This is a genomic window from Nocardia sp. Root136 (assembly GCF_001427185.1).
GTDB classification, from domain to species: domain Bacteria; phylum Actinomycetota; class Actinomycetes; order Mycobacteriales; family Mycobacteriaceae; genus Nocardia; species Nocardia salmonicida.
Map to the genome: position 1 here is coordinate 310,301 of NZ_LMFE01000010.1, position 17,130 is coordinate 327,430.

General features: G+C 67.4%; 16 protein-coding genes. 4 read left to right on the forward strand and 12 right to left on the reverse strand.

Going from position 1 to position 17,130, the window contains the following annotated elements:
• Positions 1-23 precede the first annotated feature (23 nt).
• On the reverse strand, positions 24-1,898 hold the full coding sequence (gene lepA / locus ASD42_RS26365) for a translation elongation factor 4 (protein ID WP_056821454.1): 1,875 nt from the start codon (positions 1,896-1,898) through the stop codon (positions 24-26).
• Between the two features lie 70 nt (positions 1,899-1,968).
• Between lepA and ASD42_RS26370 the strand changes: the two genes are divergently transcribed.
• Positions 1,969-2,520 (forward strand): type II toxin-antitoxin system PemK/MazF family toxin, encoded by a 552-nt coding sequence (locus ASD42_RS26370; protein WP_056821455.1) that lies wholly within the window; start codon positions 1,969-1,971, stop codon positions 2,518-2,520.
• A 55-nt stretch (positions 2,521-2,575) separates the two neighbouring features.
• Here the strand turns inward: ASD42_RS26370 and ASD42_RS26375 are convergent, their stop codons facing one another.
• The 4 genes from ASD42_RS26375 to ASD42_RS26390 form a co-directional block, all read right to left on the reverse strand.
• Positions 2,576-3,352 (reverse strand): aquaporin, encoded by a 777-nt coding sequence (locus ASD42_RS26375; protein ID WP_056821457.1) that lies wholly within the window; start codon positions 3,350-3,352, stop codon positions 2,576-2,578.
• Between the two features lie 66 nt (positions 3,353-3,418).
• Entirely contained in the window at positions 3,419-4,261 is an 843-nt protein-coding gene (locus ASD42_RS26380) for a transglutaminase family protein (RefSeq protein ID WP_056821458.1), read from the reverse strand.
• Positions 4,258-5,235, reverse strand: coding sequence for an alpha-E domain-containing protein (locus ASD42_RS26385; RefSeq protein WP_056821459.1), 978 nt, complete (start codon positions 5,233-5,235; stop codon positions 4,258-4,260). The genes ASD42_RS26380 and ASD42_RS26385 overlap by 4 nt, the downstream gene beginning before the upstream one ends.
• Before the next feature lie 4 nt (positions 5,236-5,239).
• Positions 5,240-6,865: a circularly permuted type 2 ATP-grasp protein gene (locus tag ASD42_RS26390; RefSeq protein WP_056821460.1), complete on the reverse strand. Its 1,626-nt coding sequence runs from the start codon at positions 6,863-6,865 to the stop codon at positions 5,240-5,242.
• A 310-nt stretch (positions 6,866-7,175) separates the two neighbouring features.
• Here ASD42_RS26390 and rpsT point away from each other — a divergent pair, with 310 nt between their 5' ends.
• On the forward strand, positions 7,176-7,436 hold the full coding sequence (gene rpsT, locus ASD42_RS26395; protein ID WP_056821462.1) for a 30S ribosomal protein S20: 261 nt from the start codon (positions 7,176-7,178) through the stop codon (positions 7,434-7,436).
• Between the two features lie 110 nt (positions 7,437-7,546).
• Complete coding sequence (locus ASD42_RS26400; RefSeq protein WP_056821463.1) at positions 7,547-7,807, forward strand: hypothetical protein; 261 nt, start codon at positions 7,547-7,549, stop codon at positions 7,805-7,807.
• On the opposite strand, the gene ASD42_RS26405 is transcribed toward ASD42_RS26400, so the two are convergent.
• The 5 genes from ASD42_RS26405 to ASD42_RS26425 all read right to left on the reverse strand — a co-directional run bounded on the left by ASD42_RS26405 (position 7,808) and on the right by ASD42_RS26425 (position 14,780).
• A complete protein-coding gene (locus ASD42_RS26405) occupies positions 7,808-9,037 on the reverse strand; it encodes an LCP family protein (protein ID WP_056821464.1) in 1,230 nt (409 codons plus the stop codon).
• A gap of 144 nt (positions 9,038-9,181) precedes the next feature.
• The gene (locus tag ASD42_RS26410) at positions 9,182-9,592 is read right to left on the reverse strand and encodes a bleomycin resistance protein (protein WP_084787315.1); all 411 of its coding nucleotides are present in this window, start codon (positions 9,590-9,592) and stop codon (positions 9,182-9,184) included.
• A gap of 6 nt (positions 9,593-9,598) precedes the next feature.
• Positions 9,599-10,570, reverse strand: a complete 972-nt coding sequence (gene holA / locus ASD42_RS26415) for a DNA polymerase III subunit delta (RefSeq protein ID WP_056821465.1) — start codon at positions 10,568-10,570, stop codon at positions 9,599-9,601.
• 55 nt (positions 10,571-10,625) lie between these two features.
• Positions 10,626-13,337 (reverse strand): ComEC/Rec2 family competence protein, encoded by a 2,712-nt coding sequence (locus ASD42_RS33515; RefSeq protein ID WP_063893742.1) that lies wholly within the window; start codon positions 13,335-13,337, stop codon positions 10,626-10,628.
• 444 nt (positions 13,338-13,781) lie between these two features.
• Positions 13,782-14,780, reverse strand: coding sequence for a ComEA family DNA-binding protein (locus ASD42_RS26425; RefSeq protein ID WP_084787316.1), 999 nt, complete (start codon positions 14,778-14,780; stop codon positions 13,782-13,784).
• A gap of 178 nt (positions 14,781-14,958) precedes the next feature.
• On the opposite strand from ASD42_RS26425, the gene ASD42_RS26430 reads away from it, so the two are divergent.
• On the forward strand, positions 14,959-15,921 hold the full coding sequence (locus tag ASD42_RS26430) for a DUF2332 domain-containing protein (RefSeq protein WP_056821467.1): 963 nt from the start codon (positions 14,959-14,961) through the stop codon (positions 15,919-15,921).
• A 5-nt stretch (positions 15,922-15,926) separates the two neighbouring features.
• On the opposite strand, the gene lexA is transcribed toward ASD42_RS26430, so the two are convergent.
• Entirely contained in the window at positions 15,927-16,577 is a 651-nt protein-coding gene (lexA, locus tag ASD42_RS26435; RefSeq protein WP_056821840.1) for a transcriptional repressor LexA, read from the reverse strand.
• A gap of 33 nt (positions 16,578-16,610) precedes the next feature.
• Positions 16,611-17,105 carry a GNAT family N-acetyltransferase gene (locus ASD42_RS26440; RefSeq protein ID WP_056821468.1) on the reverse strand — a complete coding sequence of 165 codons (495 nt, stop codon included), beginning with the start codon at positions 17,103-17,105 and terminating at the stop codon, positions 16,611-16,613.
• Positions 17,106-17,130: the final 25 nt, after the last annotated feature.

Consider the following 17,130-nt stretch of genomic DNA (forward strand, 5'->3'; position numbering starts at 1 on the left):
GAGTCGTTCTGGGACTTGCCTACTTACTTCTTCGGCTTGTCCGAATCCGAGGACAGTGCCGCCACGAAGGCTTCCTGGGGGACCTCGACGCGACCGATGGTCTTCATGCGCTTCTTGCCCTCCTTCTGCTTTTCGAGGAGCTTGCGCTTACGACTGATATCGCCGCCGTAGCACTTGGCGAGAACGTCCTTGCGGATCGCCCGAATGTTCTCGCGGGCAATGATCTTCGCGCCGATCGCGGCCTGGATCGGCACCTCGAACTGCTGACGCGGGATCAGTTCGCGCAGCTTGCTCGTCATCTTGTGGCCGTAGGCCTGTGCGGCGTCGCGGTGCACGATCGCGCTGAACGCGTCGACGGCCTCGCCCTGCAGCAGGATGTCGACCTTCACCAGATCGGCTTCCTGCTCGCCCGCCTCTTCGTAATCGAGGCTGGCGTAGCCGCGGGTGCGCGACTTCAGCAGGTCGAAGAAGTCGAAGATGATCTCGGCCATCGGCATGGTGTAGCGCAGCTCGACGCGGGTCTCGGACAGGTAGTCCATGCCGCCCAGCTCACCGCGGCGCTGCTGGCACAGCTCCATGATCGAGCCGATGAACTCACTCGGCGAGATGACGGTGCACTTCACGATGGGTTCGTACACGTGCCGCGACTTGCCTTCCGGCCAGTACGACGGGTTGGTGACGACGTGTTCGGTGCCGTCCTCCATCTCCACCCGGTACACCACGTTGGGCGCGGTGGAGATGAGCTCGAGTCCGAACTCGCGCTGCAACCGCTCGCGGGTGATCTCCATGTGCAGCAGACCGAGGAAGCCACAGCGGAAACCGAAGCCGAGTGCCACCGAGGTTTCCGGCTCGTAGGTGAGCGCGGCATCGTTGAGCTGCAGCTTGTCCAGCGCGTCACGCAGATCCGGGTAGTCGGAGCCGTCGACCGGGTACAGACCGGAGTACACCATCGGGCGCGGCTCGCGGTAGCCGGTGAGGGCTTCGGTGGCGCCGTTGCGGGCGCTGGTGACGGTATCGCCGACCTTCGACTGACGCACGTCCTTCACGCCGGTGATCAGGTAGCCGACCTCGCCGACGCCGAGCCCCTGGGTGGGCTTGGGTTCGGGCGAGACGATGCCGACCTCGAGCAACTCGTGGGTCGCGCCGGTCGACATCATCTTGATCTTCTCGCGCGGGGAGATCTTGCCGTCGACCACGCGGATGTAGGTGACCACGCCCCGGTAGGTGTCGTAGACCGAGTCGAAGATCATCGCGCGGGCCGGTGCGTCGGCGTCGCCCACCGGGGCGGGAACCGTCGCGATCACCTTGTCCAGCAGTTCGGTCACGCCGACGCCGGTCTTGCCCGAGACGCGCAGCACGTCGCCCGGCTCGCAGCCGACGATGTGGGCCAGCTCGGCGGCGTAGCGATCGGGATCCGCGGCGGGCAGATCGATCTTGTTCAGCACGGGAATGATCGTGAGATCCTTCTCCAGCGCCAGATACAGGTTGGCGAGAGTCTGCGCCTCGATGCCCTGGGCGGCGTCGACCAGCAGGATCGCGCCTTCACAGGCCTCGAGCGCGCGGGAGACCTCGTAGGTGAAGTCGACGTGGCCCGGGGTATCGATCAGGTGCAGGACGTAGTCGGTGCCGTCGACCTGCCACGGCAACCGCACGTTCTGCGCCTTGATCGTGATGCCGCGCTCACGCTCGATATCCATCCGGTCCAGGTACTGGGCGCGCATGGCCCGCTCCTCGACCACACCGGTCAGCTGCAACATCCGATCGGCCAGGGTCGACTTGCCATGGTCGATGTGGGCGATGATGCAGAAGTTCCGGATCCGGGACGGATCGGTGAACGTCGTATCGGCAAAACTGGAAGCCACTCCACTCCTCGCGGGGTATAGGCGAACTGCGCCCATCGTCCCATGCGCGCCACCGCGACTGTGCCACCGGTGCGCTCCAAGGGTGGGTCGGCGTTATATTTCAGGGATGGCCAGCAGTTGGAACAGTCTCGGCAAGCAGCTCGGCGTCATCGCCAAGGAGCAGGGGCCCAAAATCGTGCGCAAGCAGGGGCCGCGACTGCTCGAGAAGCTGGTGGACGCCCTAGCGACCAAGTCCGGACCCGCCGTCGCGGTTCGCCCGACGGCCTCGACCCCCGTGCCGACGGCTCATCGCGCCCGCCAGATCGTCTACTGCCCGCAGCTCGACGGGCGCGCCGACCCCGGCGAGATCGTGTGGACCTGGGTGCCCTTCGAAGAAGACCCGACCAATGGCAAGGACCGACCGGTGCTGGTGGTCGGACGCGACCGCAAGACCCTGCTCGGGCTGATGCTGTCGTCCAAGGCCGACCGCGCACACGACCACAACTGGGTCGGGATCGGCACCGGGCCGTGGGACCACGACGGCAGGCCGAGCTGGGTGCGGCTGGACCGGGTGCTCGACGTCCCGGAGGACGGCATCCGGCGCGAGGGCGCGATCGTCGAGCGCAAGACCTTCGACCTGGTCGCGCACCGCTTGGTCGCCGAATACAGCTGGAGCTGAACGACAATCGACCCCCGACCCGGGTGCACCGGATCGGGGGTCGAGTGTTCGGTCGCTAGGTGAGCACGTCCTTGGACCGGCCGAAGATCAGGCCGTAGAGCAGTGCACCCAGTGCCCCGCCGATCAGTGGGAACACGATGAACGCCCACACCTGCCCCATCGCCCCGACCTGATACGGCGCGACGCCGAGGCTGCGCGCCGGGTTCACCGAGGTGTTGTCGATCGGCAACGAGACCAGGAAGACCACGGTGAGGGTGACGCCGATCGAGAGCCCGGCCAGCGGCACGTCGGAGATCTGATCGGTCGAGGCCAGCACCACGAATACCAGCAGCGCGGTCAACATCACCTCGATGATGATGGTGGCCGCCAAGCCGTACCCGTTCTGCACGACGACCTCACCGAGTGGCCCGGTCACCGCCGACGGGCTGTGCGCACCCCAGCCGTTGGCGCCGAGACCGTCGACGGTGCGGTCGTAGGCGGGCAGATTGTTGGCCAACGCGAACAGCACAAGTCCGGCGAGGAACGCGCCGACCAGCTGAGCGATGACATAGCCGACCGCGCCGATCGCGCTGATCCGCCCGAGCAGCAGGTGCCCGAGCGTGACAGCCGGATTGACGTGGCACCCCGAGATCGGCCCGATCGCGTAGACCAGGAACATCAGCGACAACCCGAAGGCGAAGGCGACGCCGAGCGAGCCGACCCGATCGCCCGCCAAGACCATCGTGCCGACGCCACAGATCACGAGGATGAAGCTGCCGAGCCCCTCGGCCGCCCACTTCTTCGGCTCGGGGACGACTTCGATTTCGACGAGTTCCTGTGCAGTGGGAGACATCGGCTGCCACCTCTCCGGGAGGAATCAACCCCGCGGCGAGCGGGGTCCGCACGAGCCTCTCGGACACTACGCGAGGCGGGTGACCTCCACAACGACCTCGAGGTCTGTCGAGCCGCCGCCGGAGAACACGCCTTTCAACGGCGGCACGTCGGCGTAGTCGCGTCCGACACCGACCGACACGTGCTGTTCGTTGACGGCGAGATTGTTGGTCGGGTCGTATCCCCACCACTGCCCGGTCCACGCCTCGATCCACGCGTGCGACTGGCCCGCCACCGTCTCGCCGATCTCCGCGCCCGGCTTCGGATGCAGATACCCGGATACGTAGCGACTGGGAATTCCCATGCTGCGCAACAACACCAGCGTCAGGTGGGCGTAGTCCTGGCACACGCCTCGACGCTCGGCGAAGGCCTCCAACGCCGAGGTGTGCACCGAGGTGGTGCCCGCGATGTAGTCCATTTCCTTGTGCACCCACTCGGCCGCGCGCACCACCGCCTTGGCCGGCTCCTCACCGCGCGAGAGCTGGCGCGCCACGGTCGACAGTTTGCGATCGCGCGGCACATAGGCGGTGGGACTGAGCATCTCGTCGAACCGGTCGATGACCCGCCCGCCCTGCAGTTCGTCCCAGCTCAGTTCCTCGGTGGGTTCGGCGAACGGTTCGGTCTCGACCACCGAGGACCCGGTCACCTCGAGTTCGGTGTGCGGCGCGTGCAGGTCGAAGGCCGTGACCGCGGTGCCCCAGTAGTCGGTATAGCGATAAGCCCTTGTCGCGGGCACGGTTTCGACGCGATTGAGGATCACGTTCTGTCTGCTGTCGGCGCGCGGGGTGAGCCTGGCCTCGTTGAACGATCGCGTCACAGGCGCGTCGTAGACATAACCGGTGGTGTGCACCACCCTGATCCGCCAACTCATAGCTCTCCCTCTACCTGCACGCGGCTGTCCTGCTTGCTGCGCACATCGGTCCACGCCACCCACGGGGCGGCATGGAAGTACTGGCGTGACACGGCTTCACTGAGCTCGCGGCACGATTTCTGCAGGGCAAGCAGGCGGCTCTGCAGATCTTCCAACAACACTCCCGGCGGCAGGAATTCGAGTTCGCTGCGCGCGCGTCCGAGCACCCGTTGCGCCTCGTGCCGCGCGCCGACGCGGCTGCCGGGTCGCTGATCGAGTTCGGTCAGGCAGGCCTCGGCGACCCGCAGCGTGTGGAACACCGAACGCGGGAACAGACGGTCGATCAGGATGAACTCGGCGACCCTGGCGGCGTCGAGGGCGCCGCGATGGGTGCGCAAGTAGGTGTCGTGCGCGCCCGCCGAGCGCAGCACGGTCACCCACGCGGGCGAGGAGGTCTTGTCACCGGCACGCGAGAGCAGCAGTCGCACCATCATGTCGACGCGTTCGATGGAGCGCCCGAGCAGCAGGAAGCGGTAGCCGTCGTCGCGACTCAGGGTCGAGTCGGTCAGTCCGGTGAACATCGCCGCCCTGCCCTTGATGTAGGAGAAGAACTCGTGCGGGCCGAGGCCGCGCGCGGCCCGCTCCGCCGCGGCCATGCCGTTGTAGGTGGCATTGAGGCATTCCCACATCTCGCTCGAGGTGACTTCGCGTGCGCCGCGGGCGTTCTCGCGGGCCTTGGTGATGGAGTCGCTGATCGAGACACCGTGGTCGTGGCTGTAGGCGACGAGATCGGTGACCGACCACACGTCGAGGCTCAGGCCCTCGGGCGGTTCGATCCCGAGCACCTTCAGCAGCACGCGGGAGGTGCGGTCCGCGTCGACGGTAGCGTCTTCGAGCAGTTGGTGGACTGCCACGTCCAGGATGCGCGCTGTATCGTCGGCGCGCTCGACGTATCGACCGATCCAATAGAGGGATTCGGCGTTTCGAGCAAGCATTTCCCTATTCCCCGATCAACCGCTGTGTCTGCTGTTGTTGCTGCTGTTGCTGATTGGCCTGCGGCGTGCTGAGTTCGCGACCGAGCTCGAACGAATCCGTTTGCGGCGGTTCGCTGACGAGTTCGGGTCCGGCCAGTTCTCGGTCGACCGACCCCGCGCGCCCGGCCAGCACCCAGGTGTCCTTGCTGCCGCCGCCCTGACTGGAGTTCACCACCAGCGAGCCCTCCGGCAGCGCGACCCGGGTGAGACCGCCGGGCAGCACCCAGATGTCGTCACCGTCGTTGACCGCGAACGGACGCAGGTCCACGTGGCGAGGCGCGAGATCGTCACCGATCTTGGTCGGCACCGTCGAGAGCTGCACCACCGGCTGAGCGATCCAGCCACGCGGGTCGGCCTTGATCTTGCGCTTGATCGCCTCCAGCTCGCGCGCCGACGCGTCGGGCCCGATCACGATGCCGTAGCCGCCGGAACCCTCGACCGGTTTGACCACCAGTTCGCCGACCCGATCGAGCACTTCCTCGCGTTCGTCGTCGAGCCAGCAGCGGAAGGTGTCGACATTGGGCAGGATCGGCTTCTCGCCGAGGTAGTACTCGATGATCTTGGGCACATAGGTGTAGATGAGCTTGTCGTCGCCGACGCCGTTGCCGACCGCGCTCGAGATCACCACATTGCCCGCGCGCGCGGCGTTGAGCACCCCGGCGACGCCGAGTACGGAGTCGGGGCGGAAGTGCATCGGGTCGAGGAAGGTGTCGTCGATGCGCCGGTAGATCACGTCGACCTGACGCTCACCCGCCGTCGTGCGCATGTAGACGACGTTGTCGCGGCAGAACAGGTCGCGACCCTCCACCAGCTCGACGCCCATCTGCCTGGCCAGCAGCGAATGCTCGAAGTAGGCGGCGTTGTGCACGCCCGGCGTGAGCACCACCACGGTCGGGTCGACCTCGTTGGGCGCCGCCGAGGCCCGCAGGGCGCGCAGCAGATGGCCCGGATAGTCGCCCACCGCGCGCACCCGGTGCGAGGAGAACAGATCGGGGAAGACCCTGGCCATCGTGCGCCGGTTCTCCATCACATAGGACACCCCCGACGGCGAGCGCAGGTTGTCCTCCAGTACCCGGAAGTCGCCCTTCTCGTCGCGGACCAGGTCGATGCCGGAGACGTGGATACGCACGCCGTTGGGCGGCACCAGCCCCGCGGCCTCGCGATGGAAGTGTTCACACGAGGTGACCAGTCGCTTGGGGATCACCTGATCACGCAGGATGTTCTGCTCGCCGTAGACGTCGGCCAGGAACAGCTCCATCGCGGTGACCCGCTGTTTGATCCCGCGTTCGAGCTTGGCCCACTCCGCGGCGGCGATCACCCGCGGCACCAGATCCAGCGGGAACGGCCGCTCCTGACCGGAGAGGGAGAAGGTGATGCCCTGGTCGATGAACGCGCGGTCCAGCGCGTCGGATCGTTTGGCCAGGTCATCGACGTCATTGGCCGCCATCGCGGCGTGGATTCCCTTGTACGGTGCCCGTACTTTTCCCGACCCGTCGAACATCTCGTCGAACGCGTCGGCGAAGCGGCCGGGGCCGTACCCCTCGAACAATCCGGTGTGCGTGGTTGTCGGATGGCCGTTCGTTCTCACCATGGCCGGTGATGCAGATCGAGCCGTACTCGGCGCAGTGGTGGAGGTCATGACAAAAACTCTGCATCACCCGGCGGCAGGGTCGTGTGTGACACAGGTAAATTCTTTGCATCACCTGAAACGGGTGAAATCGGCGTCGTCTCCCCGGTCGGAGTGGATCGAGGGCCGATTTCGCCGGGGGGTGCCGAGCTGGTAACCTCGATCTTCGGCGCGGTGTTACCCGTAGTTCAGCACCATCTGCTGCATCGTGGGCGCGCGCCCGACGAGCTTTCAAGGAATACCACCCAGCGACAGGAAACCAGAGGATACAGGCGTGGCCAACATCAAGTCCCAGATGAAGCGGATCCGTACCAACGAGGAAGCGCGCAAGCGTAACCAGTCGGTCAAGTCCGCGCTGCGCACCGCGATCCGCAACTTCCGTGAAGCTGCCTCCAGCGGTGACAAGGAAAAGGCTGCTGAGCAGCTGCAGTTCGCGAGCCGCAAGCTCGACAAGGCCGCGTCCAAGGGCGTCATCCACGCCAACCAGGCGGCCAACAAGAAGTCCGCGCTCGCGCTGGCTCTGAACAAGATCTGATCGTCGGCGAGCCTGCTGCTCGCTGGTAATACCTCGCAAGACGCAGCCGCCGTGGCCTCGATGACCACGGCGGCTTTTGTCGTTCCTTCCCACCGGCTACCATTCGCGCCATGTTGACGGTGTACGCGAATCAGACGGTGGTACGAGGCGATGACCTGGCCGAGGTGATCCGCGCGGCGGAGATCCTCGGCATCGGTCTCAAGGTCGAAAATGTGATGGTGCCCGACGAGGAGGGTGGTTACGGCGCCGCGTGGATCGTCACCCGTGAAGACGAAGTCCCCCTCTACGACGAGTGGGAGGGACGCTACGACGATCTCGACGACGCCGACGACGAGGAAGTGGACGTCTCGCTCGTCGTCGCCGGCGAGTAGTCAATTCACGCAGGGCACCTGCCCCGAGGTGATATCGCTGCGGACCGGCTTGCCCGCGTCGGGAGTCTCCGTCTCCGAGGTGGTCGTGCTGGTTCGCCAAGCGCCCGCGGTCGACTCCGACGACCAGGCGGCAGGCGGTTCCGTGCGTTGCCCGGTGCGCTTGGCGGTGGCGGCTGTCGGTACCGGCATTCCGAAGGCCGCGGCGATCTCGCGGCGGATCGCGGGCCGGTCGACGATGTTCACGTCCTGGCCGTTGATCACGTCGTAGCGCAGCACCGGCAGGGTGCGGAATTCGACCTGCGGATCGTCGGCGGCGCCGAGGGTGCGGACGAATTCGGTCATGTTCCAACCGTCCGACAGCACGATGTTGCGATGCGCCACATCCATCAGCGCCGAGAGCTTGCCCGGGTCGGTGAGCGTGCCCGCGCTACGTAGCTGCCTGGCCACCGAGGTCAGGAACGCCTGTTGCCGGTGCGTTCGGTCCAGGTCGCCGTTCTCCAGCCCGTGCCGCTGCCGGACGAAGGCCAGCGCCTGTGCCGGATCCAGCTGCTGTCGGCCCGCGGGGAAATCGGCGCCGGAGAACTCGTCGTCCTTCACCGGCTTGTTCAAGCAGACCTCCACGCCGCCGAGCGCGGCGGCCAGATCGTAGAATCCCCCCAGGGTGACCTCGGCGAATCTGTCGATCGGCACCCCCGTCAGATCCCGGACCGCGGCCACGGTCGAAGCTCGCCCCGCCTCCCTACCCGCCTGTTCCAGCTTCCGCTGATCGGTGACGCCCCGCGCGATCAGCTGGTCCTGCACGGCGGCCTTCTTCAACCCGTACGTCTCCTTGATCTTGGCGTGGGTGTAGCCCGGGATGCCGCTGACCGGCACATAGTCGTCGCGGGGAATCGATACCGCGACGATCTTGTCCATCGCGGCCGGAATGTGTACCAGGATCAGGGTATTGGCGTTGTATCCGCCCTCGTCACCGTCGCCCGCGTGCAGTTGGTCGAGGACTTCGGACGGCAGCTCGTTGCCGTTCTGATCGCGCCGGGTGTCCAACCCGATCAGCAGGATATTGAGATCGCCTCCGAGTGAATGCGGTGCGTCGTCACCGATCGCCCGCGACCGCAAGAACCCCGCGTCGAAACTCCCCGCCGTCGACCACCCATACGCCGTGACAACCACCACCGCGGCCGACAACACCGCCGCGACAACCTTCACCACCTGCCGTGCTGTTCGCCCCACCGAGCCCCGACCGCGTCGACCGCGCCCGCCTCTTCCATCCCGGCTACCACTCGGCTCAACCATCTCATGATCAACTGTGCCAGCCGCGATAGTGACCTGGTATCGCGATTCGATCCCGATTGGATGGAGGTGCGGCGCGCCTGTTCAGTGGGGCCGGGTGCCAAGATCCTGGGAAATCCGCAGCAGATAGCCGTCCGGATCCTGCACTGCGAACTGGCGCACCCCGACCGCGTCGGTGGCCCGCCGGTACCTGCGGTCTTCCAACGGGAGGTAGAGGTCCCGGCCGGTCGAGGTGATCGCCGCGTGCAGTTCGGCGACGTCGTCCACGTCGATGGTCAGGTTGATGCCTCGCCCGTATGGATGCTCGAGCGGTGCGCGTGGGTAGAGCCGGTCGTGGTCGGTCGGTTGTTCGAGCATGAGATCGACGCCGTCACGTTCGAGGTAGACGAATCGCTCTTCGGGCCGCTCGTATCGGATGCGGAACCCGAGTACGCGGTAGAAAGCCAGGCTGCCCTGTAGGTCCGAGCAGATGAGTTCGGGGATCAGGCGGGGCACCTGGGCTCAGCCGGTGGTGCGGAGGTCGAGGATGCGGGCGAGGGCGTGTTCCACAGCGTAGGTGGCGTCGGCGGCGCCGCCCTTCACGTCGGCGTTGAGGGTGGCGACTACCTGTAGGGCGGTGCCGATGGTGGTGGGGTTCCAGCCGCGGGCTTGGGCCTGGGCTTTTTTGATCTTCCAGGGGGGCATGCCGAGTTTCTGGGCGAGCGCGAACGGGTCGCCTCGGCCTGCCGAGCCGACTTTGGCGATGGTGTGGACGGAGTCGGCGAGGGCGTCGGCCAACAGGACGTGTGGGACACCGCGGTCGGTAGCCCAGCGCAGGGCCTCCATCGCGCCGGGGCGGTCGCCGGCGACGGCGAGATCGGCAACGTCGAAGCCGGTGACCTCGGCTCGGCCGGAGTAGTAGCGACGGACCGCGTTCGCGTCGACCTTGCCACCGGTGTCGGACACCAATTGCGAACAGGCGGCGGCCAATTCGCGCAGCTCCGAACCGACGGATTCGAGCAGGACCTGCACGACTTCGGTCGGTACCTTGACCCCGAGCGCCCGGAACTCGCCCCGCACGAACTCCGCCCGCTCGGCGCCCTTGTTGAGCTTCGCGCACTCGTGGACGGTCGCGCCCTTCTTCTGCAGCGCGGGCGCCAGCGCCTTGGCCCGGCCGCCGCCCGAGTGCAGGACCATGAGCACCACACCGTCCGGCGGATCGGCCGCGGCCTCGGTGATCACCGCGACCGCGTCCTTGCCCGCTTCGGCCGCCGACTCGAGCACGATCACCCGGTCCTCGGCGAACAGCGACGGACTGAGCAACTCGGCCAGCTCAGCGGTGCTCGCGTCACCGGCGCGCAATCGATCGACCGGCACCGAATCCGGGTCGGGCGCACAGGCCCGCACCTGTGCGGTCACCTTCGCAACCGCACGTTCGACCAGCAGTTCCTCGTCGCCGAGGACCAGGTGCACCGAGGCAGGGCGTTCGCTCACCAGGCGATCCTACGTACGCCCACCGACAACCCGGACACGCGCCACCTCCGGCGATTCACCCCGAAACCATGCCAACGCCATCGGGGCGCGGTCCGTGGCGCGCAGGTGGCGCGCGTCGGCGGGACGTGACAGTCCGCAGTTCGGAGGCGGTGCCCACGATCACGATGTCACCGTCGACGTCGGTCCGAGCCACGGTGGTGCCGAGCGCGGCAAGGGCGGTGGTCACCATCGGGTGCGGGTGGCCGAAGGTGTTGTCTGACCCAGCGCTGATCAAGGCCAGGCGCGGGCGGACGGCACGGAGGAATTCCGCTGTGGTGGTGCGCGATCCGTGATGCGGCACCTTGAGAATGTCCGCCCTGACATCACCGCAGCGCACGATCCGGTCCTGCGCCTCGGCCTCGATGTCACCGGTGAACAGGATCGTCCCGGCCGGTGTACGAGCCCGCATCACCAGCGACCGATTGTTGGCCTCATCGGCCGCCAAGGATGTCGGCTCCTCCTTGCTCGGCGCCAGCACACGTAATCCGACTGTCCCGAAGGTTATTTCGTGCCCTGCGTGGAGTTCCATGAGCGGAATACCGGCCGCACCAGCGAGTTGCGCCACCCGCTCGACTCCCCCGGAGTCGTCACTGTGGCCGGGCGATTCTCGTTGGGAAACACCGTGGTCCGTTGACCGCCCATCACCCTTCGCCAGGCTCTCCCCCGGGGCTCCACTCGGGCAGACGACCTGATCGCTCCCCGTCCTCGGACGCGTATCGCCACCCGCAGTCGGTGCTCGCTCCCTCTGGTGTGAGGCCGCAGCCAGGTGCGGTTCCCCGGACGTGGTCGGTGTCGGTACCGGGGCCGACGTCGGCTCGTGGGTTCGGTTCGCGACGGCGCAGGTTCGGGCGATGGCTGGGCGGAGTTCACCCGGGGCGGTGGCAATCGCGTCGACGGTGCGGCCGCGGAGGGCGCCTGCGAGTCCGTTGATGTGGTCAGCGTGAGGGTGGGTGAGGACGAGTAGGGGGATGTGGGTGATCCTCAGGCGGTCCAGGCACGCCCGCATCGGGCGAGGATCGGGGCCGACGTCTATGACGACCGCGGCACCAGGAGCGACCGACAAGGCCAGGCCATCACCTTGGCCTACATCACACATCGCGAGCACCCAACCCGGTGGCGGCCAACCCGGCTGCAAGAAGCGCACCGGGACCAGCACTATCGACACACCCAACGCCGCTACGGCAAGGAATCTGCGGGTGTGCGACCAGCGCAAGGCTGCCACGACCGCCACGACGACCACTGCCGCGACCGCTCCCCCGGCAGCACCTCCTGGCACAGTGACCGCGGCGCCCGGCACTGAAGCAGCCCGATCGGCGACGCCGAGCAACCACCACATCGGTGGGCGGGCACACCAGAGCACCCATACCGCACCACCACCCCACCCGCACGCCACGACCGCGCCCACCGCACCGATCACCGTGATCAGCCCCACCACCGGTGCGACGAGCGCGTTCGCCACGATCGCCACCAGGCTCACCCGCCCCGACAGGGCGACCATCAGCGGCAGGGTGACGACGAACGCGGCCGCCGATACCGCGACGATCTCCGCGGGTGCGCGCCACCATCCGCGCGCTCGCAACCAGTCCGCCCAGCTGGGCGCCAGCAGAATGAGCCCCGCCGTAGCGATCACGGATAGTGCGAATCCCGCGCTCACCGCCAATTGTGGTGCGACGGCGAGCAATCCGATCACGGCCGCGCACAGCGCGGGTAGCGCCTGTTTGCGCCGTCCGGTGAGCAGAGCCAGCACTGTCACCGAACCCATCGCTGCCGCGCGCAGCACACTCGGGTCGGGACGCGCGATGACGACGAATAGTACGACGACCCCCGCCGCCGCGGCGGCGCTGATCCGGGGACCTGCCGTGAGCAGTCGGGTGAGTGCCAACAGAGCCGTCAACAGGATCGTGAAATTGGCTCCGCTGACAACACAAAGGTGCTGCAGCCCAGCCACTTCGAACGCGTCACGCACATCTTCTGACAATGCGACGGTATCGCCCACGACGAGCGCCGGCAGCAATCCTGCCGCGGTAGGTGGCAGTGCCACGGCAGAGGCTTCGACCAGGTCCGATCGCACGTTCGCCGCAACGCGCTGCCACCACGGCGGCTCGCCGATCCGATTGGGCGCATCGGTGGCGCGCAACGTGGCAACAGTCAGATCCGCGCGGCTCGGCTCGCTGACCTCTGCCCGGAACCGCACCAGCTGTCCAGGTGACAACTCCGCCCATTCGCGCCCCTGCGCGAGCACCACGATCGAACCGCTCGCCTGTGTCCACTCCCGACCCTGACCGAACTCGCGCAGACCCGCGCGAACAATCCACCGTCGCTCGCCACCGAACCCACCGGCGCGCATCGGCTTCGCATCGTCGGTGACGACCGCGAACACACTTACCGAGCGACCGAACGACTCTCGCAACGGGTGCGACTGGATATGATGCTCCTGCCAAGCACCCGCAGCCGCGAAGCCTGCGCTGAGCAACATCGTCGCCAACCCGGTAACCGCGACAACCCGCCACCGCTCCCGCCGATGCGCCATCGCCCACAACAGCACCACCCACAGCCCGATCGCCACCACCACGGCACCTACGGCCGACACCGAGCCCGCAACCCACCCCACGGTCACCGCGACGATCGTCGCCACCCAGCACCCGAGCGCCGCGGGCACCAGCCGCATATCGAGCACCTGATGCTCCACGTCGGCACCGACTGCCTCCCCCTGCGCCCCCGCGCTCATCCGCCGATCCCGTTCCGGTCTTCCCACTGCGTGCCAGAACCGCGCTACCCATGTCCGCCGAAGCTTCTCGGCCCTCACCCGCGGCGCGGCCCTCGATGCTCGCCGCTCGGCTGACTCCTCCCGAACTGTCTCCTCGCCCAGCGCCGCCCTCATCCGCCGGCCACGTCGTCACGTCTGGACCTGCCGCTGTCCGAATTCCCCGTGGGCATGTGTGCGGCGCACTGTGTTTCGCCGAGTCCGATCGCGCATGCCGCGGGAAGCTCGCCCGGCTCTGAGGCCCGGTCGTCCAGCGTTCCCGCGGATCGGTCTGTGGCGCGCAGACTTTCCTGCCGCACGCACGGCCACATCGGGCAGGTCATGCGGTCGCCTCCGCTGCATCAGCGACCATTTGGTGATCAGTCGCGGTGCAACGGCTTTCGTGTTGTCCGCTACAGCGCGGAGGCATCATGTCGTCACCAGCTCGCGCAGTCGGGCCAAGCGCGCCGGGCCGATGCCGTCGACCTCGCCGAGTTGAGCGACATCGGTGAAACGGCCGTTTGTCGAGCGCCACGCGAGGATCGCTTTGGCGGTGACCGGGCCGACTCCGGGTAGTGCGTCCAATTCGGCTTCGGTCGCGGTGTTCAGATCGAGGCGGGATTCGGCGCCCGTACCACCCCCGGTGCTGGGACCTGCGGAATCAGAACCCACCCTGCTCGGGCCCGCACTGTTCGGCGCGGGTGGGGAGGCGCGACCGGCACCGATCATGATGCTGCCGAGGCGTGGTTGTCCGACCTGGGGGTCGGTCGCACCGACGACGACCTGGTCACCGTCGGCAAGCCGTTGGGCCAGGTTCAGCCCTGCCAGATCAGCACCTTCTCGGGTCCCGCCGGCTTTTTCGAGAGCGTCGGCGATCCGAGATCCGTCCGGCAGTCGGTGCAGCCCAGCCCGCTCGACCAAACCGACCACACTGACAACAACCTCAGCACTCGTACTCGGTCCTCGGCCCGACACGGCCGCAACCGCAACGGTCGGATCGGCTTGCACCGCGATGCTCTCCGCCCGGAGTGCCGGCACCGGTGGCACCGCCCGCGCAACGGGCTGATCGCGCAGCACCATCACGCCGGTCAGCACCACGGCGATGACTCCCACCAGGCCGAGGACTATCACTCCACGACGACCCGGATCCAGCCGTGCTTCACGAAAGCGCTCGGGCACCAGCCGGTTTCGCCCTCGCGAAGCACCGTCGTCGAGCCACACTGGTGTCGCGACCGTTCCCGGCGGCCCGGACGAGGGCGCGAGTCCGTCTTCGTCCCACTGCCCTGCGTCGTCGTCGACGCGCGAATCAACCGTCCCGGAACCCCTCCCGGACTCGCGCGGCGGTTGACTGCTCGGTCGTCCTCGATCGCGGACCGCCAGACCACCCAGCCGCCGCCGTACCCGTTCGTGCTCCTCGTGTCGTGACATGGCAGCGACGCTATGCCGACGCCGGGCCGGCGAAGACTCGCTGACCTGGGCCGGAAAGAAACCTGTGGATAACTCCGAGCCTGTGGACAACCCACCCTCGGCGGCCCTCGCGCACGGATTCCGGCCGGCCCGGGTGGATACCGTGCGCTCATGGCCAACTCGAAGTACTCAGGTACGTATGGAACTCGCACAACGATTCCGCGACTTCGCACTCCGCGAGGCGCGCGACAATTCCCCGCTCTATCACCGACGGGCCCTGGATATCAGCACGGATCCGGCGACCCTGGCGCTGATCGCCGGATTGCCGACGGACAAGCAGCAACCCAACCTGATCCTGGCTGCCGCGCGAGTGAACGGTGCGATCGCGGTTCCCTACAGCGAGTTCCGCGAACAGCTGCGCGAGAACTGGCCGGCGATCTCGGCCACGGCACTGACCCGGCGAACGCAGACGAACGAAGCGGGCCGGGCAGCGACCTTACTGCCGGTACTGGCCCGGCTACCCGGGCCCCTGTCACTCATCGAGGTCGGCGCCTCGGCCGGACTGTGCCTGTACCCGGACCGTTTCAGCTACCGCTACGACGGAGCCGCGTTGGATCCGTCCGACGGTCCGTCGCCGGTTGTGTTGACCTGCGAGACAACCGGTCCGGTGCCGATCCCGGACCGGCTCCCCCGAGTCGTCCATCGAGCAGGAGTGGACCTGAACCCGCTCGATGCCGGCGACGAGGACGACCAGCAATGGCTGTCTGCCCTCGTCTGGCCGGGTCAGGACGAGCGGCTGACTCGGCTGCGCGCGGCCTGTGCGATCGCCGCCGCGGATCCCGCGACCATCGCGACCGGCGACTTGAACGAGCAGGTCACCGAGTTGGTACACGAGGCACCACGCGACAGCACGGTGGTGGTGTTCCACAGCGCCGTGCTCACCTACCTCTCGCCGAGGGCGCGCGCGGACTTCCGAGCGACGGTGCAGGATCTGCCCTGCCACTGGGTTTCGCAGGAGGGCACCGGGGTGATCGCCTCGCTTGTCGATCGGCTGCCGACTCGCGAGTCGGAAGCGGCCCGGTTGGTGCTCGCCCTCGACGACGAGCCGTTGGCTTACGCCGGGCCGCACGGCCAGTCGCTGGACTGGTTCGGCCCGGCGTAGCGACCTCAGAGTCGGCGCATCACCGACACGACGCGACCCAGGATGACCGCTTCGTCGCCGTCGATCACGGAGTAGGCGGGGTTGCGCGGTTCGAGGTGGACGTGGCCGTTGCGGCGGCGGTACACCTTGACTGTGGCCTCCTCGCCGATCATGGCGGCGACGATGTCGCCGGAGTTGGCTTCTCGCTGACTACGGACCACGACGAGATCGCCGTCGCAGATCGCGGCGTCGATCATCGAGTCACCGCGTACCCGCAGACCGAAAACCTCACCGCGGCCGACCAGTTCACGCGGCAGCGTCAGGACGTCGTCGGGGTTGTGCTCTGCCAGGATCGGGGCGCCCGCGGCGATGTCGCCCACGACGGGCACCGACACCGAGGCGTCGGAGTCGGCGGCGGGTGCGCCACGCAGGAACAGGCGCACGTCGATGGGACGAGCCACGGTGGCTGCACGGCGCAGGAAACCGTCCTCCTCCAACGCCTTCAGGTGTTGGGAGACCGCGGATGTGGAGCGCAGGCCCACCGCGTCGGCGATCTCCCGTGTGCTCGGCGCGTAGCCGTGGGCGAGCACCGAATCCCTGATCACGGCGAGGATGTGTTGCCTGCGGGGAGGCAGGTTCGCGGCGTCGAGCTGGTCGAAGTCGTCGTATCCGGTCATCGGGGAATCGTAGATCCCCACGCGATCACCACTTCAGTGCAGGTTCCTCGCGAAACAGTTCGACAACGGCAGGACGTGATACGGCGCGAACAACGGAATCCGGTGATACCCGCTGCGTTCGTAGAAGCGCACCGCGTCGGGCTGCAAATGCCCGGTCTGCAGGATCATCCGGGGCCTGCCCGCCGCTCGGACAGCCGCCTCGGCCGCGTGCAGGAGCGCGGTCGCGGTTCCGGTGCCGCGATAGGCGGGGCGGACGAACATCCGCTTGAGTTCCAAATCATCGGAGTTCCACCGCAATGCGGCGTGGCCGGCTGGTTCTGCCGCCGCGTAGGCGACGAAGGTTCGGTGCACGCTGGAAAGATCGACCGCATTGGGCGCGAGCCCACGCTCGGCGAGCTCGAGGTAGGCGTAGCGAGGGCCGACCTCCGCCGACATCTCCGCGCGCAGCGTCTCGGCGTCGGGATGGTCCCAGTCGACTTCGAGTACCCGCAGTGGGAGGTCGGTTCGTGGAGAGGTGGTGCCAGCCATGCCACCTACGGTAGGCACCGGATCG

Excerpts from the sequence above, each read along its gene's own strand:
- lepA (WP_056821454.1), bottom strand. The coding sequence starts at position 1,898 with ATGGGCGCAGTTCGCCTATACCCCGCGAGGAGTGGAGTGGCTTCCAGT.
- ASD42_RS26370 (WP_056821455.1), top strand. The coding sequence starts at position 1,969 with ATGGCCAGCAGTTGGAACAGTCTCGGCAAGCAGCTCGGCGTCATCGCC.
- ASD42_RS26375 (WP_056821457.1), bottom strand. The coding sequence starts at position 3,352 with ATGTCTCCCACTGCACAGGAACTCGTCGAAATCGAAGTCGTCCCCGAG.
- ASD42_RS26380 (WP_056821458.1), bottom strand. The coding sequence starts at position 4,261 with ATGAGTTGGCGGATCAGGGTGGTGCACACCACCGGTTATGTCTACGAC.
- ASD42_RS26385 (WP_056821459.1), bottom strand. The coding sequence starts at position 5,235 with ATGCTTGCTCGAAACGCCGAATCCCTCTATTGGATCGGTCGATACGTC.
- ASD42_RS26390 (WP_056821460.1), bottom strand. The coding sequence starts at position 6,865 with ATGGTGAGAACGAACGGCCATCCGACAACCACGCACACCGGATTGTTC.
- ASD42_RS26400 (WP_056821463.1), top strand. The coding sequence starts at position 7,547 with ATGTTGACGGTGTACGCGAATCAGACGGTGGTACGAGGCGATGACCTG.
- ASD42_RS33515 (WP_063893742.1), bottom strand. The coding sequence starts at position 13,337 with ATGAGCGCGGGGGCGCAGGGGGAGGCAGTCGGTGCCGACGTGGAGCAT.
- ASD42_RS26425 (WP_084787316.1), bottom strand. The coding sequence starts at position 14,780 with ATGTCACGACACGAGGAGCACGAACGGGTACGGCGGCGGCTGGGTGGT.
- ASD42_RS26430 (WP_056821467.1), top strand. The coding sequence starts at position 14,959 with ATGGAACTCGCACAACGATTCCGCGACTTCGCACTCCGCGAGGCGCGC.
- lexA (WP_056821840.1), bottom strand. The coding sequence starts at position 16,577 with ATGACCGGATACGACGACTTCGACCAGCTCGACGCCGCGAACCTGCCT.
- ASD42_RS26440 (WP_056821468.1), bottom strand. The coding sequence starts at position 17,105 with ATGGCTGGCACCACCTCTCCACGAACCGACCTCCCACTGCGGGTACTC.